A 22,700-nucleotide genomic window follows, 5' to 3' on the forward strand; every position below is an offset into this window, starting at 1 on the left:
GCCACCTTGCACTCGGCACCTGTGAGTGCTAAAACGGTGGCTGGCACTCGACAACCGTGAGTGCCAGGTCGGAACGGTGAGATCGGTCCTAATGACACGACCGATCGTCCGTCGCGGGCACCGGAACCGACCAACGAACTTCAGTGTCACCCCCTATCGGAGGATCACTTCGTAATGGCCAAGATCATCGCATTTGACGAAGAGGCCCGTCGCGGCCTCGAGCGGGGCCTCAACGCCCTCGCCGACACCGTAAAGGTGACGTTGGGACCCAAGGGTCGCAACGTCGTGCTCGAAAAGAAGTGGGGCGCCCCCACCATCACGAATGACGGCGTCTCCATCGCCAAGGAGATCGAGCTCGAGGATCCCTACGAGAAGATCGGCGCTGAGCTGGTCAAAGAGGTCGCCAAGAAGACCGACGACGTCGCGGGCGACGGCACCACCACCGCCACCGTTCTCGCTCAGGCACTCGTTCGTGAAGGTCTTCGCAACGTCGCAGCCGGCGCGAACCCGCTGGGCCTCAAGCGCGGCATCGAGAAGGCCGTCGAGGCCGTCACCGAGTCGCTGCTGAAGTCCGCCAAGGAGATCGACACCAAGGAGCAGATCGCTGCTACCGCTGGTATCTCCGCGGGCGACCCGGCCATCGGCGAGCTCATCGCCGAGGCCATGGACAAGGTCGGCAAAGAAGGCGTCATCACCGTCGAAGAGGCACAGACCTTCGGCCTGAGCCTCGAGCTCACCGAGGGCATGCGTTTCGACAAGGGCTACATCTCCGGCTACTTCGTCACCGACGCAGATCGCCAGGAAGCCGTCCTCGAGGATCCGTACATCCTGCTGGTCTCCGGCAAGGTGTCGACCGTCAAGGACCTGCTGCCGCTGCTGGAGAAGGTCATCCAGGCCGGCAAGCCGCTGCTGATCATCGCCGAGGACGTCGAAGGCGAAGCCCTCTCGACCCTGGTCGTCAACAAGATCCGTGGCACCTTCAAGTCCGTCGCCGTCAAGGCTCCGGGCTTCGGTGACCGCCGCAAGGCCATGCTGGCCGACATCGCCATCCTCTCCGGTGGCGAGGTCATCAGCGAAGAGGTCGGACTGTCCCTCGAGGGCGCCGGCATCGAGCTGCTCGGCACCGCCCGCAAGGTCGTTGTCACCAAGGACGAGACCACCATCGTCGAGGGCGCGGGAGATTCCGACGCCATCGCCGGTCGGGTGGCCCAGATCCGCGCCGAGATCGAGAACAGCGACTCCGATTACGACCGCGAGAAGCTGCAGGAACGCCTGGCCAAGCTGGCCGGTGGCGTTGCTGTCATCAAGGCCGGCGCTGCCACCGAGGTCGAGCTCAAGGAGCGCAAGCACCGCATCGAAGATGCCGTGCGTAACGCCAAGGCTGCTGTCGAAGAGGGCATCGTCGCCGGTGGCGGCGTGGCTCTGCTGCAGTCCGAGTCGGCCATCGATTCGCTGACCCTGGAAGGCGATGAGGCCACTGGCGCCAACATCGTCCGCGTCGCCCTGGAGGCTCCCGCCAAGCAGATCGCCTTCAACGCCGGCCTCGAGCCCGGTGTTGTCGCCGACAAGGTCCGCAACAGCCCGCTGGGAACCGGCCTCAACGCCGCAACCGGTGTGTACGAGGACCTGCTGGCCCGTGGCATCAACGACCCGGTGAAGGTCACCCGCTCGGCGCTGCAGAACGCAGCCTCGATCGCGGCCCTGTTCCTCACCACCGAGGCCGTTGTCGCCGACAAGCCCGAGAAGAACGCTGCACCGGCCATGCCGGGTGGCGACGAGATGGGCGGCATGGGCTTCTAGTCCACGCTTCCTGGCTCCACCTTTTCAACTGAGCCCGGTCACCTTTCGGTGGCCGGGCTCAGTGCTGTCCTGCGCGCGCATGTGTGCGTCTTTTACCCCCCCGCAAGGTGAGTAGTTTCCCGCTCCCGCACGGTGGTGGCGCGGCCATAGTGTCCTGGCATGACCTTCACCCAGCAGCCTGTGAGGCCGCCCCGCACCACCAATCAGGTAGTCGACATCGTCATGACCGTGGTGATGCTCGTCGTCCAGGGGCTCGCGTTTCTGATCAGCGTCTACATCAGTTTCTTTTTCGGGATGGCCACCGACTCGTGCTCCGGAGAGTGCAACACCGCCCCGCTCGACGCCGCGTTCGTGGTCACCGATGGCGGTGGGCTGGCGACCCTGGCCCTGGCGATCATCGTCTCGATCGTCCTGCTGGTGCGCCGACGCCTGGCCTTCTGGGTACCGCTGGTCGGAATCGCGATCCAGATCGCGCTGGTAATCGTCGGCGCCCACCTCGCGAGCAGCGTGGTCTGACCGATGATGTGCCCTTTTGGAGAACAAACCCCCAGGTGAACTCCGCCAAAACAACCCATCATCGGAATGGTCGGGGATCCCTGAGCGTTGACCGATTCATGAGTGCTCCCATCACCGTCGACATCTGGTCTGACATCGCCTGCCCGTGGTGCTACATCGGTAAACGAAAGTTCGAGGCGGGACTCGCCGAGTTCGAAGGTCGCGACGACGTCGAAGTCACCTATCACAGCTACGAACTGGCACCCGATACGCCAGTGGACTATGCCGGAACGTCGGTCGATTTCCTGGTCAAGCACAAGGGGATGCCCGCCGCCCAGGTCGAGCAGATGCTGGGTCAGGTCACCGGTATCGCGGCGGAGGTGGGCCTCGACTACGACTTCGATTCGGTGCTCCAGACGAAGACCCTCAAAGCCCACCAGGTGCTTCATTACGCGAAGCAGCAGGGCAAGCAACTCGACTACGTGGAGCGCTTGTTCAAGGCCTACTTCGAGCAAGGCAAGCACGTCGGGCGAGACGAAGAACTCGCGGACCTCGCCGCCGAGGTCGGCCTTGATCGCGACGCGGTCCTGGCTGCGCTGGACTCGGGGGAGTTCGCCGACGCAGTCGACGCTGACATCGAACAGGCCCGGGCGTACGGGATCAGCGGCGTCCCGTTCTTCGTCATCAACGGCAAGTACGGCGTCTCGGGTGCCCAGGCGCCGGAAGCGTTCACAGGTGTGCTGGAGAAGGTTCGCGCCGAGGAGACAAGCGATGTCTGAGCCGGTCACACCCTTTCAAATGGTCGGCGATGCGGACGCCGGCATCTGCGTCGACGGAGTGTGCGCGCTCCCGACGCCGCCCGACCCCGATCATGGGCCCTTGTTGCGAACAAACCCGCAGGTCGGCTCCGCCAAAACAGCACATCATCGGGGTGCGGGGGACTAGCGCGGCGGTGTCCAGCCGTACGCGGCGGTCAGGGTTGCCCTGCCGACGGCGTGGCATTCCAGCGCCGCGGTGAGTTCCGCCGGGCCGGCGTGTGCCGACAGGGGCAACCGTCCGACGTTCACCGCATGGACCGCGAAGATGAACCGGCCGGGCAATCCGAGGACCGCTGGAGCCGGGCCCACATAACGCTCCATGCCCAGATGGTTACGCAATTGTCGTGCCACACTGGGCAGTCGTTCGCCCAGTCCGTTGCCGGCATCGACCACCAGCGACGTCACACCGCCGCTGATGTCGGCCACGGCCCAGTGACACCGGCCGTCGAGATCGGTCACGGTGACCGCGTACGACAGCGTTCCGAGCGGTGCACCGGTCCATTCCAGCGACGGCGAGACATCAAGCCCGCCAGCGCCGAGAATGCCGCTCCGCTGCGCCGTGCGGAGCCGGCCGCCGTCGACAACCTCGTTCGAACGCAACCGAAGTCGCGGCTGCGTTCGAACGGAGGTCGCCGGAGCGAGGAAATCGGTGGTCATGGCCGTGTCAGTAGATGTTCGACGGACGGACCATGCCTTCGGCGAGGTCACCGAACCCCGGAGCCATGATGGCACCGGGATTGACGAGAACCTCTTCGACGACCAGGGTTTCGGTGGTCAGCAACAGCGCTGCGATTGACGCCGCACTCTGCAGGGCAGACCGGGTCACCTTCAGCGGATCGATGATCCCGTCGGTGAACATGTCGCCGTAGGTGTCGGTCACGGCGTTGAACCCGTGACCCTCCGGCAGTGTCGACACCCGCCGGACCGCTTCGTCGCCGTCGTAACCGGCATTGATCGCGATCCACCGTAGCGGTTCTTCCACTGCGCGACGGACGATCTCGCGACCTTCCGCCGCATCTCCGGTGAGCTCCAACAGATCCAGCGTCGGCTGCGCCTGGATGAGTGCGGTGCCGCCTCCGGCGACGATGCCCTCTTCCATGGCTGCCCGGGTCGCCGACAGTGAATCCTCGACGCGATGCTGCTTCTCCTTGAGCTCGACGCCCGTTGCGGCACCGACGTGGATCATCGCGACCCGGCCCGACAGCCGCGCGATTCGCAACTGCAGATTGTCCTGATCGTGCTCGTTCTCGGTGCGGGCGTGCTCCTGCTCGAGCTGATGGATCCGCGCCTTCACTTCCTCCACGTTGCCGCCACCGTCGACCATGGTGGTCGAGTTCTCGGTCACGGTGATCTTCTTGGCCGTGCCGAGGTGCTCGAGGCGAACATCGGCCAACGCCAGCCCGGAATCCGAACTGACCACGCGGCCGCCGAGAATGGCTGCAAAATCTTCCAATTCGGCGACGCGGCGATGCCCGAAGCCCGGTGCGCGGACGACCACTGACCGGAAGGTGTCGTGCATGTTGTTCGTCACGAGCATGCTCAGCGCCGGGCCGTCCATGTTCTCGCACAGGATCAACAGCGGTCGCTTGCTGCGCTGCACCTGCTCCAGGACAGGCATCAGGGTCTGGACGGTAGTGATCTTCTGATTGGTGAGCAGGACGTAGGCGTCTTCGAGTTGCGACTCCATGCGGTCCTTGTCCGTGACGAAGTACGGCGAGATGTAGCCGTGGTCGAACTCGACACCGTCGACGTACGACAGGCCCAACCCGAACTGTGGCCACTCCTCGACACTGACGACGCCGGTCACGCCGACGTGGGTCATGGCGGCCGCGATGATGTCACCGATGTCGGTGTCGTTGTTGGCCGAGAGCATGGCCACGTGACGCAGCTGCTCCTCTCCGGTGACCTCGCGGGAACGTTGCTGTAGCAGCGTCACCACAGCGTCCACCGCTTTCTCGATACCGCGCTTGAGCTGCATCGGATTGGCGCCGTTCTCCACAGCACGGAGCCCTTCGCGAACCATGGCCTGGGCCAACACCGTTGCGGTGGTCGTGCCGTCGCCGGCGACCCCGTTCGTCTTCGTCGCGACTTCCTTGACCAGCTGTGCACCCATGTTGGCGTACGGGTCGCGAAGCTGGATCTCCTTGGCGATGGTGACACCATCATTGGTGATGGTCGGTGCCCCCGTGAGTTTCTCGAGTACCGCATTACGTCCCTTGGGCCCGAGGGTCACTTTCACCGCATCGGCGAGAGCGTTGACCCCCTCTTCCAATCGAGCCCGGGCGTCAGAACCGAACCGCAAATCCTTTGCCATTGTGCACGCACCTTCTTGTGTAGATGAACTGGTAGAGCTGGGATGAAACGGGTTCTACGGAACCAAGATCGCCCTTCCTCGGACATTGCCCGCATCGAGATCGCTCAGGGCCGTGGCGAACTCGACCAGCGGATAGGTACTGGTGTGCAGGGACACCTTCCCTTGGGCCGCGAGCACCATGAGCTCGACCAGGTCGTTGTAGGAACCGACCAGGTTGCCGATGAAGTTGATCTCGGTCGAGATCACGTCGATGGTCGGGATCGAGAGCGTGCCGCCGTAGCCGATCACGTAGTAATTGCCTGCGCGGCGAAGCATCCCGACGCCGTCTTCGATGGCGCCACCTTCACCGACGAAGTCGATGACGGCTTCGGCGCCGTTGCCGTCGGTGAGGTCGAGGACCTGCTGTACCTGGGTGCCGTCGGCCACCACGGTGTGGTGAGCGCCCAACTCCGAGGCCAACTTCAGGGCCGGCTCGGATCGGTCGACAACGATCATCCGGGCGGCCGACAGAGCCGCGAGCACCTGGACGCCGATGTGACCGAGCCCGCCGGCACCGATGACCACCGCAGTGTCGCCGGGACACAGGAATCGGGCCGCCTTGGCCACCGCGTGATAGGCGGTCAGGCCGGCGTCGGCCAGTGCCGCGACATCGGCCGGCTTGAGTGACGAGTCGAGCTTGACCACGGCACGGGCGTTGGTCTTCAGGTACTCGGCGTAACCACCGTTGCTGTCGATGCCAGGAAAAGCCGATGCAACACAATGCACATCGTCTCCGGCTCGGCAGTACCGGCACAGTCCGCAGGTGGCCAGGGGATGCAGGATCACCGAATCGCCGGGTTTGACGGACGTGACCGCACTCCCCACTTCCTCGACCCATCCCGCGTTCTCATGCCCGATCGTGTAGGGCAGGGTCACACCGGACTTCTGCTCCCACTGACCTTCGATGATGTGCAGATCGGTGCGGCAGACGCCGGCACCACCGATCTTGACCACGACATCCAGCGCGCCGTCGGCGTGGGGGTCGGGGACCTCCACGAGTTCGGGTTTGGTGTCGTAGGCGGACAGTTGCACCGCTCTCATGACTCTCTCCCATTCATGACTTACTCCTCAGGGTCGGCATTCCCAGGTCGGCGGATTCGAGATCGCCGATGCCACTCCGTGTTCCGGGTGTCTTCTCATCGCCGTACCGGGTTTCCAGCAGGCCGCGGCAGAAGATGCCGTTACCTTCGATGCTGACCCGGACGGACTTCGCGAACCGCAATCGCTTCGGCAGCCTTTCGGCGCTCATCGCCTCGCCGTCGTGCTCGACCATGACCAGACTCATCTCGGTCAACGGCAGCCCGACATCACTCCGCCGCCGCATCAGAGAGTCGGTTTCCAGCCCGGCGGGCAGGTCACCGATCCGCAGTGACGTGTACGCGTCGAACTCGACGCCGTCCGCGGCGAGGCGCTTCGTCATCCGGTCCAGCGAGGCCAGATAGGCCTTGCGCTGGAACGTCTGTCGCAATTCCTCCAGTTCACCGATTGCTTCGGTGGGGAACGAGCCGACGAACCCGGCTCGCGCGGCGACACCGCTGTTGATCTCGTCGGAGGCGAAGTGATCGTCCAACCGCACCGAAGTTCGCGACACCTCGGGCAGCGCGGCCACCGCATCGTAGGCGTCGGCAACCATGAGATAGGCGAAGTTGGGGGCACAGAAGTACGTGGGCAGCCGCAGCCGCACCGCGACTTCCGGCCCGTCGTCACCACGGTCGATCTCCACCGTGGTGACGAACTTCAGATCGGTGATCGGCTCGTCGAGCTCCGGGTCCTGCACGGTACCGAGTGCTTCCCAGACCTTCTCGGCAACAGCCTGATCCCGAGCGACCACCTCGCCGGGCCAGGTCACTGCAGTCATACCGTGACCGCCTCCGGTGACGACGAGGACGGCTTCGCCGGGGAACTACCGACCGGCTTCTCGGCCGGTGCGGCCTCGTCGGACTGGATCTGGGCTTCGGCGGGGACGTCGAAGTCGTACAGCTTCGCCGCGTTGAGCCCCAGGATCTTCTTCTTGATCTGGGTGTTGAGCTCGCCGTACTCGGACTGCATGTCTTCGGGGATCTGGAAGTCGACGAACTTCTCGATGAGCCAGGCCGGCTTCCAGATGGCGTAATCGCTCGCAAACGTCAGGCGATCCTCGCCGACCCAGTACAGCAACTCGCCGATGATCTGGGCGAAGTACCGCGGGCGGGTGTGGATGAACGGCATCGCGACCGCCAGGCCGCCGTATACGTTCGGCTCCTGGGTGGCGATCCAGCAGAAGTCCTCGAGCCGGGGCAAGCCGACGTGTTCGACGATGAAGTTGAGGTCCGGGAAGGCCGTGGCCACATCATCGACATCGGCGACGTCGAACGCGTCCCGGTTGAGCGGGTAGATGGTCGGACCCTTGTGGATGTGAATGTTCTTGATACCGAGTTCCTGGGTCTTCTCCAGGTAGCGGTAGGACCAGTCGTCGGTCAGCTTGTAACCCTTCGAATCGCCCTTCCACTCGGCGGTGTAGAGCTTGACGCCCTTGAGGTTCCAGCGCGACGCCAGCTTTTCCAGGTCTTCGAGGCCGGCCTCGCCGTTACGCGGGTCCCAGGCGCCGTTGGTGATCAGTTTCTCCGGGTGTTTCTCGGCCAGGGCGCCGTTGCGCTCGGTGGTGTTGAAGCCCTCGATGTAGAAGTCGTTGAGGTAGGTGGGCTGGAAGATGCCCTTGTCGACGTAGCCGACCTCGAACAGGTCGTGCATCAGGTCTTCTTCGGTGTAGCTACCGAACTTCTCGAGTGTCCACTTCTCGGACTCGGGGGAGAGGTTGGCGTGGTAGTCGTAGAAACACCCCGTGAACCCCTTGCCGTAGCGGTTCTTCTGATTGCGCGGACCGCCATTCCAGAAGTGGATATGGCTGTCGACGATGTAGTAGCTCTCGCCGTCCTTGTTGTACATCGATTACTCCAATACTGGTGAGGGTGCCGAAACGAAATATGTGTGCCGGCAAGGGGTTGTGGGGGAGGGGGTGCACGCGAGCAGGCATGGGTTCTGCTGATCAGAACCCATGCCCGCTCGGATCATTCGACGACTTTGAGATCGAAATCGATGAATTCGGCTGCATCTTCCGGATTGGCGAAAAGCATGGTCCGGTCATCGAAGTGGACCATCCGCCCGTAATGGGTGGACATGATCTCCTCGAAGTTCGACTGGTCGAAGTCGGCGCCGAGGGCGTCGGTGATCTCGTCGAAGTCGAAGGTGAGGACGTTCTTTCCGTCCACCCGGATCATCGAGGGGAACTCGGCGATCTCGACACCTTCTTTGCGGCCCATGATCTCGGCGACCACGTAGCCGTTCTGGTTGTTCATCAGGGTGACACCGCACATGTTGGACGATCCGATGTCGGCGCCAAATGTCATCTCGCTGCTCATGCGTCCAGCTCCTTCGAAACGGGGATCTTCAGATCTTCGAGCACGGTCCGCAGACCGGACTTGGCTGTGTTGAACGAATCCTGGAACGGCACATGCCGTTCCTGCGGCTGCGACCAGATCGGTTGCAGGTCCCGGGCTGCGGCCAGGCTCAGCGGGATCCACTTGTCGGACCACTGGCCGAGCAGTTCACGATTGGCCTCGCCGTGTTCCTCGTCGTTGACCAGCAGACGCAGGAGTGTTCGTGTGTAGCCGAGGTCGCGGTTGTAGTCGTGCTCACCGGATCCGACGAGCGACGGCGTCACGTAGTCGCCGTTGCGAGCCGCGATCTGCATCACGAGCAGTGAGCGGAACAGAACCCCGACGAGCTGTTCGAAGATGATGTTCGTCGCGAACACCGCCTCGGCCCAGTCGCCCTCCGCGGTCAGCAGTTCGACGTTCTCGCGAACGCCCTGCCAGACCGGGTCGTTGTGCCAGACGTCGCGGTGCACGGCGCCGTCGAAACCCTCGATGGTGTCGGTCAGGTCCAGGTTGTAGAGGGCCAGGTCCTGGGCGAATCGCATCTTGTGAGCGCTGTTCACGCAGATCGCGTTGTTCAGCATGTTCGTCGGTGCCGAACGCTGTGCGGCGGTGAACACGTGCAGGCCCAAGCCGTTCTCGGCGTGCATCCAGGCACCGAGGTTGCGCTGGATGAAGGTCGCCCAGCTCGGGGTCCACGAGGCGTACGCGTCGGAGAGCTTGGCGTTGGCCAGGTTCTGCTGTACCTGCCGAACTACGTTGGCGTTGTTGCGGTAGATCGTCTGTTCCCACTCCTCATTGGGATCGCGGAATTGATGCCAGTCAGTCGATTTGAGTGCCGTCCAGTCCTTGGGGTAGCCGCCCGGGCCGTTGGCGAAGCCGTAGATCCAGCCCTGCGAGAGGTGGCGCTCCGGGTCCGGTTGGACGTCGAAGGTCACATCCTCATAGGTCGTGGCCCGCATCTTCGCGGGCTTGAAGTAGTTGTAGCTGCGGCTCTTCGAGCTGGGAAAGTCGAGAGCTCCCGCCTCGGCGTCGGTGAACTTGGGCTTGGGGAAACTGCGTACCGGTTGCCCGGTCGATTCTCCGGTATCGGGCTTGGGGGCTGCTGGGGCGCTCATCGGTGAACTCACTTTCTGTTGGAAGACAGACGGCTGAAAAGCAGTCGGCCGGCTACTGACCGTCTTGCGGAACTGTGGTGGTGAACTTGTCGAAGTGGACCTGGTCGATCGGGACGCCGGCGCCGTCGAGCAATTCCATGGCGGCATCGACCATCGGGGGAGGGCCGCAGAGATAGAACTCGGCTGCCTCCATGTCGGCTTCCCGGCGTTCGACGACCTCGGTGACGAAACCGAAATCCCCTGCCACGCCCATGCTTTCCCAGTCCGCCGTGGTCTCCTCGGACAGGCACGGGACGAAACTGAAGTCGGGCAGCTGATTGCCGATCTCTTTGATCTCGTGGAGGTAGAAGAGGTCCTTGGCGGTTCGCGCACCGTAGTAGAAGTGCACCGGCCTGACCTTGGCGTTGCCGGCTGCCTCGAGTTCGGACAGATGGCGCAGCAGCGACAGGATCGGGGACATCCCGGCGCCACCACCGATGCAGATGATGGGTCGCTCTGACGACTCCTTGATCGTGAAAGAGCCATAGGGGCCGTTGAGTTCGAGTTCGTGCCCGACCTCGATGCTCGTCTCCAGCAGACCGGAGAAATGCCCGCCCGGATACTTCTTGATGATGAACTCCAGCCGCCCGGCCATCGTCGGGGTGGTGGCCATGGAGAACGATCGGTGATCTTCGGTGCCAGGGATCATCAGGTCTGCGTACTGGCCGGGCTTGAACATGAACGTCGCCGGCTCGAGCAACTCGAGCTTGACCGAGACGATGTCATGGGTCAGGTCGTCCATCGCCACGATCTTGGCCCGAAGATGCTGAAGAGGAACAGCATTGCGGAGCTCGTCCTCGTCGAAGTTGATGAGTTCGATCTCGCAGTCGGAGTAGGCGTGCGCCTTGCAGAGCAGGACGTATCCTTCGTCGCTCTCGTAGTCGGCGAGCGCGAAGGTGGAGTACCGGTCCATCTGGACGTCGCCGTCTAGTAGGAATGACTTGCACGCCGAGCACTGGCCTTCACGACAGCCGTGCATCAGTGAAACACCCTGGCGGAATGCGGCATCGAGAATCGTTTCGTCCTCATCGACCTCGATCTCGAGATCGACGGGTTCAAATCGAACGTTGTGGGTATCACCCATGGGTGGGATTCCTTGCGCTGGGATGGGATGACATGCAGGGATGGAACCCCGGGGGCAGCGTGGCGCGTGCGACCACACTGCCCCCGAGTCCTGGATAGGCGCCCGAACCGGAGGGGGCAGACCCTCCGGCTGAGGGGATCAGACGCCTACGGTTTGTTTCGCCGGACGGCCGCCGGGGCCACCCGCCTTGTACTCGGCGATGTGGGCTTCACGCTCGGCGTCGGACATCTCGTTCAGGGCCACATTGGGGCTGCCGAACTGGATACCGCGGACGTCGTCGAGTGTCCACAACTTCTTGGGATCGTCGAGGTGCAGATGCGGCTGCGGGATAAGGGTTTTCCCGTCGTCGCGGACGTAGCCGAGATCCTTGATGATGTCGGCGAGGTCGCGGCCGTGATGCAGGGTTTCCCACTCGCGGTCACCGGTGAGCCGGCCCATGTTGGGGGTCGGGCGTCCCTCGTACTCGGGACGGAACGCCTTGATGTCGGTCCAGGCGCAGGTCTCCGAGCAGTAGGTCCGCCACTGTCCGTCGACCTTCTCGGTGACCATGTCCTCACGGATGAGGGCTGGCACCATGCAGGTCCAGCAACGATGCGGGTACTGGTAGTTGGCCTCGGACTCGAAGGCGATGGGCTTGTTCTTGCCCGGGTACGCCATCCGGTTGTAGTTCTCCCACCACTTGCCGTACTTGTCGTACCAGCCCGGGTACTTGTACTCGAACCATTCGAAGTCCTCGTCGGTCATGGCATCGATGCGCCAGTAGTTGACCGGCCAGCCGGTGGCGAAGAACTGGGCGACCTCGTGCACGTAGCCCTTGTTGACGATCCGGTTCCAGGACTCCTCGACGAGATCGTGCGGGATCTTCAGGCCGTACTTCTCGAGAGGGATGAGGTAGGAGCGGTAGTAGTCGTCGTAGATCCACCGGCGCCACATCTCGGCATAGGAGTCGCGGTCCTTGCGGCGGTCCTTGGTGCCGTACTCGATGAAGGTGCCGATCGCGGCGTCGACCACGCAGTGGTTGTTCCACCACGCGTACCGCAGGTCGCGCTCGAGCAGTACCCGGTTGTCCTCGTCGGCCAAGGCCATCAGCAGGATCGAGTAACCGTTCGAGATGTGCCGCGACTCGTCGGACTGGACCGAGTGGAACACCGTCGGCAGCAGGTAATCGCCGTTGGCGGCCGCCTCCGAAGGCATCGCTACGAACAGTGTGTTGGTGAACGCGGTCTCGGCGACCACCGTCAGGTAGATGTTGGCTGCGGTGATCGCGTCACCGGTGATGAAACCTTCGCCGAACTGACGACCGATGGTGCCGGCGTAGTTGTTGGCGAACGCTTTCTCACTCATGTCGAACCCGGCGGGGTCGATGTAGTGGTTCATGTAGAGACGCTTGAGATTCATCTGAATCGTCGAGTGCCGGACCTCGTCGATCATCTGCACGGCCAGCCCGTTGTGGATCTCGGGGTTGGGAACCGCGTCGATGGCCATCGGCATCGCCCTGGCCGCGGAGATCTCCGGGAACGGGATGATCGAGAGGAACAGCTTCTGCCATTCCATCCAGCGCTGCTCCACCTGGCGGAACATGTTGCCGCGGATGGCACCGTCCATAGCGCCGAAGACGCGGTTGTCCTTTTCCTCCTCCATCGGGAAGTACGAACGAAGGATCTGCTTGAGCGGATCCTTCTTGGGAGCTTTGTCGAAGGTGTAGTCGGTGCCGAACCTGGTGGCCGGCGTCGCAAAGGTCGGCTCCCAGGACAGTTCAGTGATCTTCTTGTGTGCCTTGCTCAGACTCTGTCTGCTCAACGCAATCCTCCTCGTTCAAGCACGCTGACGATTCCCCTTCTCGGCCAGAGAAGTGCGGTCGGTTGACCGTGGGCGGGGGAAAGTGCGTTCTCGAACAGCCACGAAGATGTGGGGCTCGTAGGTCCGGGGCTGTGGATGAAATGCGAACTTTCCCTGTGACCGATGACACACTCGTTAGGATGGTGCGACCGTCTCAATGTGAGACTCGTCTCATTTAGAGACGCTCCTACGATGGCGGTAGGCCGGAAGCTGCCATTCGGCCACGGAGGTGAGCGTCGGAAACATGTCTGACTTGTCGAACAAGGGTGTCTCTGCCGGTGATCGGCAGATGGCCCGCGAAGAATTTCTCAGCGCGCCGGGATCGGATGCCCTTCCGGTTCGGCCTGCCGTCCTCCACTCCTGGCGTCGCTCCCAGGCCCTGCACATCCACGTCGACCGCGTTGAGCTGCCGTTTGTACGGGAACCGGACCTCGACACCCCGCTGATGAACGCCGCACAGCCGGTCTTGCGATCCATCGCGGAGGACATGTCGTCGCAGCCGGTCAGCGTCATCCTGACCTCGGCCGAGGGACTGATCCTCGAGCGGTTCTCGTCTGACGCGGGGATCAACCGCGCCCTCGACGACGTGAAGTTGGCCCGCGGTTACAGCTACGCGGAGCAGTTCGTCGGCACCAACGGCATCGGCACCGCCATCGAGACGAGGCAGCCGACCTACATCCTCGGCAGCGAGCACTACGTCGGCGAGCTCGGCAAGCTGGCATGCGCGGGTGTGCCCATCCACCACCCGGGGTCGGGGACGCTGCTGGGCGTGCTCGACATGACGTGCCGCGCCGAACACGCCAATCCGTTGCTGCTGTCCCTCGCCAAGTCCGCGAGCCGGCAGATCGAGAGTCAGCTCCTCAGCCAGGCCAACGAGCGTGAGACGGCACTGTTGACGACCTATCTCGCCACCGCCCGTCGCTACAGCCGCGGCGTGCTGGCCGTCGCCGGGGAGATGGTGTTGATGAACGCGCACCTGCGGCGGACCCTCGATGCGAGAGATCAGATCGCGTTGCTCGAGCACGCTCTCGACATGCAGTCGATTTCACACACCCGGACCCTCGTCGCCCAGTTGCCCAGTGGTCGTAGCGCGCGGGTCAGTGTCGCCGATCGCAATGAGATCCGTTCGGGGGCAGTGAACATCGTGTTCCACGTGGCTGTGGAGGACTTTCCCGACGCGTCGGGTCCGCTCACTCCGGCACGGGTGGAGGGCGATCCCCTGCCGGCGGGTCTGGTGGGCAACAGTGCATCGCTGCGTCGCAGCTACAACCAGGTCCGACGATGTTACGCCGACCGTCACTGGGTGCTCATGGAGGGCGAATCAGGTAGTGGCCGTTCGACATTGGTGAAGTCGGCGGCGCGCAAGCTCGCACCCGCGACACACCTCCTGGTGCTCACCCCGCGTGACTTCGGCGATCCGGAGCGCTTCCTCGATCTGCTGTCCCAGGAACTCGACTCGAGCGATGCGTTCAACGTCCTGCTCTCCGACATCGACCGGCTCCCCGAGCAGCTGGTCGATCCGGTCGCATTGTTGTTGCAATCGGTGGAAGGAACCGGGTGGGTCGCAGCGACGACCAATGCCCAGACCCAGCGGCCGGAGGTCGACGCCACGTTGTTGCCGTTCTTCTCACACACCGTGACCGTCCAGGCGCTGCGACACCGCACCGAAGATCTGCACGAGTTGATCCCGCACCTGATCGATCAGATCCACCCGGGGTCGACGGCCCAGTTGACCCCGGCTGCCGTGCGCGCACTGAGCAAGCATCCCTGGGCCGGCAACGTGACCCAGTTGCGTCGGATCCTGGTGGAGACGCTCAACACCCGCCGCGGAGGTGTGATCGACGTCGATCACCTGCCCGCGGAATGCCGCACCTCGGTCCGCCGGACGCTGTCGCAGATAGAATCCCTGGAGCGCGACGCCATCGTCCGCAGCCTGCTCGACAACAACGGCAACAAGGCCGATGCTGCTGCGGCCCTGGGGTTCTCCCGTGCCACGATCTACCGGAAGATCAAGGAGTTCGGCATCCACTGAGGCGCCGACCCGACCCACGACGAATCGGCAACAGCCTCTCGACGGTCAGTTCGGCACGGTCGACGGGGTTCTGACGACGGTGAAGGTGATGTTGGTCCGTAGGACGAAGCCGAGGTGTTTGTAGAGCTCGATGGCGTTCGTGTTGTCAGCCGCGGCGTGCAGGAATGGCGTCTCGCCGCGGGCGTAGATCCCGTCGGCCACCGCGAGGACGAGCCGCGTCGCGAGACCTTCACCACGGAACTGTGCGTCGGTGCACACGGCGCTGATCTCGGTCCAGCCCGGGGGATGCAGTCGTTCCCCCGCCATCGCGATCAGCTCGCCTTCCCGGCGTATCCCGAGATACGTTCCCAGACGGTATGTTTCGGGTAAGAACGGGCCGGGCTGCGTGCGGGCGATCAGCGCGAGCATGTCCTCGACGTCATCGGCGCCGAGGCGAACGGCTTCAGGATCCGGACGGGGCTTCAGCGCGGTGGTGGCGATCATCTGAACACCGGGGCCGCTGACGACCACCGACCAGCCCTCGGGGAGGCTCGCGACCTCACGGGGGACCGCGACTTCCTGGCCCGGCCCCACGAGCTGGGCGAGCTCGGTCCAGGTGCGCGGATCGTCGATGTCGCCGATCCCGACGAACGGCGCGATGGTCGGCAGGTAGCGACGTGCGCGGCCGGTGCCCTCGGTCAGTGGAGCATGCACCCCGTTCATGCTCTCCCAGATGGCGTTTTCGAGTACGGCGGTGTCTGGGGATGTCGGGGCAGCGGTCATCGGTCGGCCCATTCCTTTGCGATCAGTTCGTAGGAGCGCACGCGCGCTGCGTGGTCATGGGTGATGGTCGTGATCGAGATCTCCGCCGCACCGGTGGCATCACGCAGTTGCTCGAGTTTGTCTGCGACCGTGGCCGGTGAACCGACGAACTGGGTGAGCACGCGATCGCGGACCAGTTCGCGGTCCTCGTCCGTCCATTCCAGTGCTGCAGCTTCGGCGGGAGTCGGGAACGGGATGGCGCCCTCACCGCGCCTAATGCTTCGCACCCAGGGTGCGTATCCGCTGGCGAGTTCGGTTGCCTCCTCGTCGGTTTCGGCGACGACCGCGTCGACCGACACCGCGACGTACGGCTCGGGTACCTCCGTCGAGGGCTTGAAGGCAGCGCGGTACGCGTCGACGGCGTCGATGACGGTGCTGGGACTGTGGTGATAGCTGGCCACGAACCGCAGGCCCTTCGAGCCGGCCACCGTGGCGCTGGAACCGCCTGAAGCGCCGAGGATCCACACCTGGACGTCCGCCCCTTCGCCGGGCGCCGCGTGGGCGGGCAGTCCTTCGGGGCTCACATAGCTCCCGTCGAGCAGAGCGAGGACTGTGGAGATCTGGTCGTCGTAACCCGGTGCGTATGCGCCGGGTTGTTGCAGGAGATTCAGCAGATGCGCAACGGCGTTACTCGAGAACGCGGACGAGATGTCGAACTGTTTGGGAAGCAGCAGACCATTCGGGGTGTAGCTGTCCTCGTCATGGGCCGAGCCGCCGCGAGAGGCGAGATAGCCTTTTCTGGCGCCCTCGGTCACGGACTCCTCGCCGGTGGCCACCTTCGGCTCCGAACGTGAGATCGATCGCCCGATCCCCAGATCGAGTCGCCCGGGGTACAGCGCGTTGATGAGCCCGAACTCTTCGACCGTCGAGAGCGGGGTTCGGTGCCCGAATTGCACACCGGCCGAACCCAATCGGATGGTCGATGTCGATCCGGCGATCAGGGCGATCTCCACCGCGGGCGACGAGCCGATCACACCGGGGTTCAGGTGGTGTTCGGCGAACCAGTAGCGCGCGTAACCGAAGCGTTCAGCCTGCTGTGCGAGGTCGATGGTGTTGCGCAATGCGGTGGCGTTGTCCGATCCGCTCGAACGTGGAAGCAGATCGAGGACGGACAGCGGGATGGGTCCCATGGGAGTCTCCTAGGTGGTGGTCGACGCGTGGGCCGGCAGGTTGTCGTGTGGCCATGGCCGAGCTTGGGCAGTCGGCAGTCCGAGGTTCTCGCGCAGCGTCGCGCCGGTGTACTCCGTACGGAAGACTCCGCGCTCCTGCAATTCTGGCACGACCTTGGCCGCGAACTCGTCGAGTCCGGACGGGGTGAGGTGGGGCGCGAGGATGAAACCGTCGGCGGCGTCGGTCTGGACCCGGTGGTTGATCTGCTCGGCGACCTCGGCCGGTGTCCCGATGAACGACTGCTTGGCACTGACCTCGACGATCAACTCGCGGATCGACAGGTTCTTGGTCTCGGCCAGGTGTCGCCATTCCTCGATCACGGCAGCCGGATCCTTGATGATCCGGCTCTTGCCCTGGACGATCGTCGGTGCCTCGAGGTCGGGTCCGATGTCCGGGAGCGGGCCATCTGGGTCGTACGAGCTCAGGTCGCGATTCCAGATCTCCTCGATGAACCCGATCGCGGTCGCGCCGCTGACCTGCTGGCTCCGGATCGCTGCGGCGTTCTCCTGTGCCTCGTCGGTGGTGTCGCCGAGGGCGAACGTGGCGGCCGGAAGAATCAGCAGATCGTCAGGGGAGCCGCCGATCGCGACCTTGCGGGCCTTGAGTTCGCGGTAGTACCTGCGCGATTCGTCGATGTCGCGCACCAGGGTGAAGATCCCGTCGGCATACGCGCCGCCGAAATCTCGACCGGCCTCGGAGTCGCCTGCCTGCAGGATCACCGGATAGCGCTGCGGACTTGCGGGGACGGAGAATTGGCCGCGGACGTCGAAATGGTCGCCCTGGTGAGCGAAGGCGCCCGTGTCCGGATCACTCCAGAATTGGCCTTCGTGGCCGTCTGCGACGATCGCATCGGATGGCCACGAATCCCACAGCGCCCGTGCCACATCGAGCAGTTCGGCGGCCCGCTCGTAGCGGTCCTCGTAGGAGAGGTAACCGCCCCGCCGGAAGTTCTCGCCCGTGAACGCGTCCGACGACGTGACGAGGTTCCACCCGGCTCGTCCACCCGAGAGATGGTCCAGGCTCGCGAATTGCCGGGCCAGCTCGAACGGTTCGTTGAAGGTCGCATTGATGGTGCCGATCAGGCCGATGTCCGTGGTGACGGCGGCCAGTGCGGCGAGCACCGGCAAGGTATCGGGACGGCCGACGACGTCGAGGTCGTGTATCAACCCCTTCTTCTCGCGGAGACGTAGTCCCTCCGCGAGGAAGAAGAAGTCGAACTTGGCGGCTTCGGCGGTCTGCGCGAGATGTACGAAGCTGCTGAAGTCGATCTGACTGCCCGCCCGCGGATCACTCCAGACCGTGGTGTTGTTGACGCCGGGGAACGCGGCGGCCAAACGCACCTGTCTGGGCGGTTTGTCTGTCATGAGACCTCCGATGATGTCGCGTACCGTGAGCGCGGACGATCCAGGCCGAGGTTGCCGCGCAATGTGTTGGCAGAGTAGCCATCTGGACGCAGGCCGCGGTGCTGCAGCTCAGGCACCAGGGCCTCGCTGATCAGCGGCAGGTCGATCGCGTTGCTCGCCGGCCGCAGGCGGATGCCGTCGAGGCCTGCCGTCGTCCACGCCTCGACCAGATCTGCCAGCTCCGACGGCGTGCCGGTGAAGATGTCCGCGTCCGAGGCCAGCGGTTCACCGGACAGTTCGTCAAGGTGATGCAACCGGTCGACCGCGCGTTCCCGGTCGGGATCCAGCACTACGACAAGGTCGCCGAACACCTTTGCAGGCGGTGTGTTTCGTTCCGAGGCCGCGGCGAGGTCAACGATCTCGGCACTCACCGAACGGACGTCCGCATTGCTGCGCGGCGTGAACCAGATCAGATCTGCGACGGCCACACCGAGCCGATAGACGTCGGTCGAATGCGCCAGGACGCCGACGATCGGTTGCCCTTGCGGCGGACGAGGAACCGTGAGCGGACCCTTGACCGAGAAGTGCCTGCCCTCGAAGTCGATGTAGTGCAACTTGTTCCGGTCGATGAACCGTCCGGTGGACTGATCGCGGATCTCGGCGTCGTCCTCCCAGCTGTCCCAGAGTCGATGCAGGACCTCTCCGTAGTCCACTGCTTCATCAAACGCGTCGGTGACGAACGACGTATCGGTTGCCGCCTTGAGTTCGGACAGGGTGAGTTCGGGGATGTGCCGGCGCCCGATGAGCTTTGCCTCGGTGCCGGTGACACCGACCTTGAGTCGTACACCCGCCCGGCCGGAGCTGACGAAGTCGAGAGTCGCGATCGCTTTCGCCAGGTGAAATGGTTCGGTGTGCGTGACCACTGCGGTGGGAATCAGGCCGATGTGTTTGGTACGGGGTGCAATACGCGATGCGATGAGTACCGAGTCCAGCCTCCCACGAACCCGGTCGGTGCGCGGGATCGGCGGGCCGTAGGTCTCCGATTGCAGGGCCAGGGTGTCGTCGATGGTGAGGAAATCGAGCAGCCCACGCTCCGCGGTTTGTGCGAGGTCGACCCAGTACTCGGGATCGGTCAGGCGCTTGGCGTTCTCGGTGTCGTCCCGCCAGGCGGCCGGATGCCAGCCGACCCCGTCGAGTGCGACCCCGAGGTGTACATGAGTCATCGGGCGACGCCCACCGAACTCTGCCAGTCGGTGACCACCGATTCGTCACCGCCGAACGAGGAGAAATCGGTCGTCTTGGTGAACGCGTCGATGGCGTGGAGATCGCGGGCGTAGCGCCACAATTCAGCGAACTCGGACAATCGCGGCGCCCCGGTCTTCGCGGCTGCCGCGTCATAGCGCACCAACGTCACGAACAGCCGGACATCGGCCAGGGTCACGTCATCGCCGAGGAGGAACCGGCTGCCCTGCAGGCGATTGTCGAGCTGGGTGAAGGCTTTCTGGAGCGTCTCGGCCGCTTCGGCCGCCGCCGGGCCACCACCCGTCGCCACGTGTGCGGTGCTGTTGACGTCGGCGCGCAGCCAGGCCTCCAGCTCGTCGATCTGGGAACGCAGAGCGGCGGGGTACAGCTCGACCCCACCGTTCGCGGCGACGTCGTACTGCGACGAGAGGTCGGCGTCGAGGGTGGCGAAGTCGTTGCTGACGACCTTTCCGGTCTCCCGATCCCACAGCGTGGGGACCGAGACGTGGCCGTCGAAGTCCGGCTCGGTGAGGTTGTAGGCCTCGCGGAGCAACGTGAAACCGTTGACGGGGTCGGGCCCGTGGGTCTCCCGGAATGCCCAGCCTCGGGCATCACGCTTGCCGTCGACGTAGCTGACGCTGACGGTATCGGATAGCCCGGCCAACTCGATGACCAGCGTGACGCGCTGCGCCCACGGGCAGAACCAGCCCGAGTAGACGTGGTACCGATCAGCGACCGCGGGGTACGGGGTCGAGCCGTCGCCGCTGATCCGGCCGGTGAACCGGTAGATGGGCCGGGTGTCGCCGGGTTCGCGGGAGATCGTGTACTCGCCGTGCGTGGTGGTGTCGGCTGGGGTGGCGTAATTCGGCATGGTCAGAGCACCTTTTCTGCATTGTGGCTACGGAACGAGAACAACGTGGGAGCGTCTTTGTCGATGGTGAGGTCGGCGAGCAGTCGGCCGATGGCGGGGACGAACTTGAAGCCGTGTCCGGAGAACCCGGCGGCGACGGCGACCGGTCCCACTCGGTCGATGACGAAGTTCGAGTCGGGTGTGGTGGCGTAGGTGCAGCTGATCGGGGTCGGCGCGTCGGCATCGACACCGGGAACCCACTGGCGGACGTAGTCCTGGAGTGCGGCGAATTGGCGTGGTTCGGCAGTGAAGTCGCGGTGGTCGGGATCGACGACGGGGCCGACGCCGTGGAACCCGACTTTGACTCCCTCGACGCCGGAGGACAGGCCGTAGACCCCACCGAACTCTGGGGCATCGCGTGCGTCGGGGTCGTGCAGGATCCCGAAGCTGGGCCAGTCGGCGGTCGGGTCGCGTGGTGCGAAATGGGCAGGTTGTTCCTGGGTGACACGGATCGGGGGTAGCGGTGCGATGTTCCGGAGGAGCTTGTCGGCCCACGCCCCGGCAGCAACCACGACCCGCCGGGCGCTGTACTCATGGTCGGCGGTGCGCACGGTGACGGAATCGTCGTCTGTGACCTCGATCGATATCACCTGCGATTCGTGTCGGACTTCGACGCCGCGGGCGGCTGCGGCCTGTTGCAGCGCCGCCACGGCATGGTCGGCGTGCAGTCGCCCACTGTTCGGGTAGTACAACGAGCGGTCCGTAAACGTGATTCCCGGCCACCGCTCCGACGCCTCGTCGGGGTCCAGCCACTGGTGGTCGACGCCGAGGTCAGCGAGGGTGTCGGCAATTTGAATCAGGTAGGGCGTAAATCCCTGATCGACTCCGCCGGTGACCGTGAGGAGCGGCGATCCCGACTCGCTTTCGAGTTCCGCCCACTGTTGTTCGGCTTCGCGCGCCAACTCGACATAGGTCCGGTCGGCGTAGGAGGTGCGGAAGATGCGGGAGCTGAGGTTCCCCCCAAACCGTAGAGGCATCGATAATGAGGAGCACGATGTCTGAGAAGCGGAAGAAGTACGACCGGGAGTTCCGTGATGGGGCGGTCCGGATCGTCGAGGAGACGGGTAAACCGATCGCCCAGGTCGCGCGCGATCTGGGGGTCAACGAGGGCACCCTGGGCAACTGGGTCAACCGTGCGCGCGCCGAGCGCGGCGGCGAGGATGAGGCGAGCGGCGATAGTGCTGCCGAGCTCAAGCGGTTGCGTGCCGAGGTGGCCGAGTTGCGGATGGAGCGCGATGTTTTAAAACGATCGGTGGTCCTGTGGGTGAAGGAGGCGACGAAGTGATGCTGGCCCGCTTCATCGCAGAGCAGAGGACCACCTATCGAGTGCCACATACGGTCACGTGCGCGCTGCTTGGCGTGAGTATGGCGTGGTTCTACAAGTGGTTCAAGCGTTCTCAAAAGCCGGGTGCAGCAACAGGATTGCATACCGCGCGTGACTATCGGCGCGACACGGTAGACCGCGCAGTCAAGGTCAAGTTCATGACATTGCGGGGCTTGCATGGTTCCCCGCGGCTGCACGTGGACCTGCGTGAGGACGGGTGGACAGTGAGCGAGAAGACGGTCGCGGATTCGATGCGCCGGCAGGGTTTGGTGGCACGCCGGATCCGTCGCCGAAACGGGCTGACCCGGCAGGACAAGACGGCACCGAAGTTCCCGGATCTGGTGCGCCGGAACTTCACCGCGACGCGTCCGAACGAGAAGTGGGTCGGCGATATCACCGAGATCCCGACTGCGGCCGGGAAGTTGTATCTGGCGACCGTGATCGACCTCTACAGCCGCCGATTGCTGGGTGCGGCCACCAGCGTGCATCCAGACGCACCGCTCGCGTGTGCAGCAATCGAGATGGCGGTGGCCACCCGAGGCGGTAAGCAGGCCATAAGGCGTGACGAGGAGTCCGAACGGGTCATCTTCCACAGTGACCGCGGGTCGACGTACACCTCCAACAAGTTCACCAAGCTGTGCCGTCGGATGGGACTCCGTCAGTCGATGGGCCGCGTCGGGTCATGCTTCGACAATGCCGCTGCCGAAGCGTTCTTCTCTTCCCTGGAGTGGGAGGTACTGTCACGCAACGATTTCGAGACTCTTGCCGGAGCCAAGGCCGGTGTGCTTGACTGGTGTTACGGCTTCTACAACCACGTCCGCCGGCACTCCACGATTGGGATGGTCAGCCCCATCGACTACGAGAACGCTGCAGTCGCGGAGCCCGAAGCCGCATAGAGGAGTCCTCCACGATTTGGGGG

21 protein-coding genes are annotated in these 22,700 nt (G+C 64.2%); 6 read left to right on the forward strand and 15 right to left on the reverse strand.

What is annotated here, in order from left to right:
* Positions 1-174: 174 nt before the first annotated feature.
* From groL (BFL43_RS23200) to BFL43_RS23210, 3 genes are all read left to right on the forward strand, one after another.
* Positions 175-1,800, forward strand: coding sequence for a chaperonin GroEL (gene groL, locus BFL43_RS23200; protein ID WP_084835243.1), 1,626 nt, complete (start codon positions 175-177; stop codon positions 1,798-1,800).
* A gap of 159 nt (positions 1,801-1,959) precedes the next feature.
* Positions 1,960-2,316 (forward strand): hypothetical protein, encoded by a 357-nt coding sequence (locus tag BFL43_RS23205; RefSeq protein WP_084895177.1) that lies wholly within the window; start codon positions 1,960-1,962, stop codon positions 2,314-2,316.
* A gap of 98 nt (positions 2,317-2,414) precedes the next feature.
* Positions 2,415-3,074: a DsbA family oxidoreductase gene (locus BFL43_RS23210; RefSeq protein WP_084895179.1), complete on the forward strand. Its 660-nt coding sequence runs from the start codon at positions 2,415-2,417 to the stop codon at positions 3,072-3,074.
* Positions 3,075-3,236: 162 nt separating this feature from the next.
* On the opposite strand, the gene BFL43_RS23215 is transcribed toward BFL43_RS23210, so the two are convergent.
* From BFL43_RS23215 to BFL43_RS23255, 9 genes are all read right to left on the reverse strand, one after another.
* Positions 3,237-3,770 (reverse strand): YbhB/YbcL family Raf kinase inhibitor-like protein, encoded by a 534-nt coding sequence (locus tag BFL43_RS23215; RefSeq protein WP_084895181.1) that lies wholly within the window; start codon positions 3,768-3,770, stop codon positions 3,237-3,239.
* A 7-nt stretch (positions 3,771-3,777) separates the two neighbouring features.
* A complete protein-coding gene (groL, locus tag BFL43_RS23220) occupies positions 3,778-5,427 on the reverse strand; it encodes a chaperonin GroEL (protein ID WP_084895183.1) in 1,650 nt (549 codons plus the stop codon).
* 54 nt (positions 5,428-5,481) lie between these two features.
* Positions 5,482-6,507: an NAD(P)-dependent alcohol dehydrogenase gene (locus BFL43_RS23225; RefSeq protein ID WP_084895184.1), complete on the reverse strand. Its 1,026-nt coding sequence runs from the start codon at positions 6,505-6,507 to the stop codon at positions 5,482-5,484.
* Between the two features lie 13 nt (positions 6,508-6,520).
* Positions 6,521-7,324, reverse strand: a complete 804-nt coding sequence (locus BFL43_RS23230; RefSeq protein WP_084895186.1) for an iron-sulfur cluster assembly protein — start codon at positions 7,322-7,324, stop codon at positions 6,521-6,523.
* Positions 7,321-8,391 (reverse strand): amidohydrolase family protein, encoded by a 1,071-nt coding sequence (locus BFL43_RS23235; RefSeq protein WP_084895188.1) that lies wholly within the window; start codon positions 8,389-8,391, stop codon positions 7,321-7,323. Before BFL43_RS23235 ends, BFL43_RS23230 begins: the two co-directional genes overlap by 4 nt.
* Positions 8,392-8,513: 122 nt before the next feature.
* A complete protein-coding gene (locus tag BFL43_RS23240) occupies positions 8,514-8,864 on the reverse strand; it encodes a propane 2-monooxygenase effector subunit MimD (RefSeq protein WP_084895190.1) in 351 nt (116 codons plus the stop codon).
* The gene (locus tag BFL43_RS23245) at positions 8,861-9,997 is read right to left on the reverse strand and encodes an aromatic/alkene monooxygenase hydroxylase subunit beta (RefSeq protein ID WP_084895192.1); all 1,137 of its coding nucleotides are present in this window, start codon (positions 9,995-9,997) and stop codon (positions 8,861-8,863) included. Before BFL43_RS23245 ends, BFL43_RS23240 begins: the two co-directional genes overlap by 4 nt.
* A gap of 52 nt (positions 9,998-10,049) precedes the next feature.
* Positions 10,050-11,120 carry a 2Fe-2S iron-sulfur cluster-binding protein gene (locus tag BFL43_RS23250; RefSeq protein WP_084895194.1) on the reverse strand — a complete coding sequence of 357 codons (1,071 nt, stop codon included), beginning with the start codon at positions 11,118-11,120 and terminating at the stop codon, positions 10,050-10,052.
* 138 nt (positions 11,121-11,258) lie between these two features.
* The gene (locus tag BFL43_RS23255; protein WP_084895196.1) at positions 11,259-12,920 is read right to left on the reverse strand and encodes a methane monooxygenase; all 1,662 of its coding nucleotides are present in this window, start codon (positions 12,918-12,920) and stop codon (positions 11,259-11,261) included.
* A 283-nt stretch (positions 12,921-13,203) separates the two neighbouring features.
* Between BFL43_RS23255 and BFL43_RS23260 the strand changes: the two genes are divergently transcribed.
* Positions 13,204-14,991 (forward strand): GAF domain-containing protein, encoded by a 1,788-nt coding sequence (locus tag BFL43_RS23260; protein WP_084895277.1) that lies wholly within the window; start codon positions 13,204-13,206, stop codon positions 14,989-14,991.
* A gap of 45 nt (positions 14,992-15,036) precedes the next feature.
* Here the strand turns inward: BFL43_RS23260 and BFL43_RS23265 are convergent, their stop codons facing one another.
* The 6 genes from BFL43_RS23265 to BFL43_RS23290 are packed head-to-tail and all read right to left on the reverse strand — an operon-like array spanning position 15,037 to position 21,434.
* A complete protein-coding gene (locus tag BFL43_RS23265; protein WP_240498435.1) occupies positions 15,037-15,753 on the reverse strand; it encodes a GNAT family N-acetyltransferase in 717 nt (238 codons plus the stop codon).
* Complete coding sequence (locus BFL43_RS23270; RefSeq protein ID WP_084895200.1) at positions 15,750-16,922, reverse strand: LLM class flavin-dependent oxidoreductase; 1,173 nt, start codon at positions 16,920-16,922, stop codon at positions 15,750-15,752. The genes BFL43_RS23265 and BFL43_RS23270 overlap by 4 nt, the downstream gene beginning before the upstream one ends.
* Before the next feature lie 9 nt (positions 16,923-16,931).
* A complete protein-coding gene (locus tag BFL43_RS23275) occupies positions 16,932-18,326 on the reverse strand; it encodes an NtaA/DmoA family FMN-dependent monooxygenase (protein ID WP_084895202.1) in 1,395 nt (464 codons plus the stop codon).
* Positions 18,323-19,528: an LLM class flavin-dependent oxidoreductase gene (locus tag BFL43_RS23280; RefSeq protein WP_084895204.1), complete on the reverse strand. Its 1,206-nt coding sequence runs from the start codon at positions 19,526-19,528 to the stop codon at positions 18,323-18,325. Before BFL43_RS23280 ends, BFL43_RS23275 begins: the two co-directional genes overlap by 4 nt.
* Complete coding sequence (locus BFL43_RS23285; protein WP_084895207.1) at positions 19,525-20,418, reverse strand: glutathione S-transferase C-terminal domain-containing protein; 894 nt, start codon at positions 20,416-20,418, stop codon at positions 19,525-19,527. Before BFL43_RS23285 ends, BFL43_RS23280 begins: the two co-directional genes overlap by 4 nt.
* Before the next feature lie 2 nt (positions 20,419-20,420).
* On the reverse strand, positions 20,421-21,434 hold the full coding sequence (locus BFL43_RS23290) for an FAD-dependent oxidoreductase (RefSeq protein WP_084895209.1): 1,014 nt from the start codon (positions 21,432-21,434) through the stop codon (positions 20,421-20,423).
* A gap of 17 nt (positions 21,435-21,451) precedes the next feature.
* Between BFL43_RS23290 and BFL43_RS23295 the strand changes: the two genes are divergently transcribed.
* Both BFL43_RS23295 and BFL43_RS23300 read left to right on the forward strand, forming a co-directional pair.
* A complete protein-coding gene (locus tag BFL43_RS23295; protein ID WP_084889699.1) occupies positions 21,452-21,742 on the forward strand; it encodes a transposase in 291 nt (96 codons plus the stop codon).
* Positions 21,739-22,677 carry an IS3 family transposase gene (locus BFL43_RS23300; RefSeq protein WP_084889697.1) on the forward strand — a complete coding sequence of 313 codons (939 nt, stop codon included), beginning with the start codon at positions 21,739-21,741 and terminating at the stop codon, positions 22,675-22,677. Before BFL43_RS23295 ends, BFL43_RS23300 begins: the two co-directional genes overlap by 4 nt.
* The last annotated feature ends 23 nt before the right edge of the window (positions 22,678-22,700 follow it).

The organism is Williamsia sp. 1135, from assembly GCF_002095395.1.
Lineage (GTDB): Bacteria > Actinomycetota > Actinomycetes > Mycobacteriales > Mycobacteriaceae > Williamsia.

Excerpts from the sequence above, each read along its gene's own strand:
- groL (WP_084835243.1), top strand. The coding sequence starts at position 175 with ATGGCCAAGATCATCGCATTTGACGAAGAGGCCCGTCGCGGCCTCGAG.
- BFL43_RS23205 (WP_084895177.1), top strand. The coding sequence starts at position 1,960 with ATGACCTTCACCCAGCAGCCTGTGAGGCCGCCCCGCACCACCAATCAG.
- BFL43_RS23210 (WP_084895179.1), top strand. The coding sequence starts at position 2,415 with ATGAGTGCTCCCATCACCGTCGACATCTGGTCTGACATCGCCTGCCCG.
- BFL43_RS23215 (WP_084895181.1), bottom strand. The coding sequence starts at position 3,770 with ATGACCACCGATTTCCTCGCTCCGGCGACCTCCGTTCGAACGCAGCCG.
- groL (WP_084895183.1), bottom strand. The coding sequence starts at position 5,427 with ATGGCAAAGGATTTGCGGTTCGGTTCTGACGCCCGGGCTCGATTGGAA.
- BFL43_RS23225 (WP_084895184.1), bottom strand. The coding sequence starts at position 6,507 with ATGAGAGCGGTGCAACTGTCCGCCTACGACACCAAACCCGAACTCGTG.
- BFL43_RS23230 (WP_084895186.1), bottom strand. The coding sequence starts at position 7,324 with ATGACTGCAGTGACCTGGCCCGGCGAGGTGGTCGCTCGGGATCAGGCT.
- BFL43_RS23235 (WP_084895188.1), bottom strand. The coding sequence starts at position 8,391 with ATGTACAACAAGGACGGCGAGAGCTACTACATCGTCGACAGCCATATC.
- BFL43_RS23240 (WP_084895190.1), bottom strand. The coding sequence starts at position 8,864 with ATGAGCAGCGAGATGACATTTGGCGCCGACATCGGATCGTCCAACATG.
- BFL43_RS23245 (WP_084895192.1), bottom strand. The coding sequence starts at position 9,997 with ATGAGCGCCCCAGCAGCCCCCAAGCCCGATACCGGAGAATCGACCGGG.
- BFL43_RS23250 (WP_084895194.1), bottom strand. The coding sequence starts at position 11,120 with ATGGGTGATACCCACAACGTTCGATTTGAACCCGTCGATCTCGAGATC.
- BFL43_RS23260 (WP_084895277.1), top strand. The coding sequence starts at position 13,204 with ATGTCTGACTTGTCGAACAAGGGTGTCTCTGCCGGTGATCGGCAGATG.
- BFL43_RS23265 (WP_240498435.1), bottom strand. The coding sequence starts at position 15,753 with ATGACCGCTGCCCCGACATCCCCAGACACCGCCGTACTCGAAAACGCC.
- BFL43_RS23270 (WP_084895200.1), bottom strand. The coding sequence starts at position 16,922 with ATGGGACCCATCCCGCTGTCCGTCCTCGATCTGCTTCCACGTTCGAGC.
- BFL43_RS23275 (WP_084895202.1), bottom strand. The coding sequence starts at position 18,326 with ATGACAGACAAACCGCCCAGACAGGTGCGTTTGGCCGCCGCGTTCCCC.
- BFL43_RS23280 (WP_084895204.1), bottom strand. The coding sequence starts at position 19,528 with ATGACTCATGTACACCTCGGGGTCGCACTCGACGGGGTCGGCTGGCAT.
- BFL43_RS23285 (WP_084895207.1), bottom strand. The coding sequence starts at position 20,418 with ATGCCGAATTACGCCACCCCAGCCGACACCACCACGCACGGCGAGTAC.
- BFL43_RS23290 (WP_084895209.1), bottom strand. The coding sequence starts at position 21,434 with ATGCCTCTACGGTTTGGGGGGAACCTCAGCTCCCGCATCTTCCGCACC.
- BFL43_RS23295 (WP_084889699.1), top strand. The coding sequence starts at position 21,452 with ATGTCTGAGAAGCGGAAGAAGTACGACCGGGAGTTCCGTGATGGGGCG.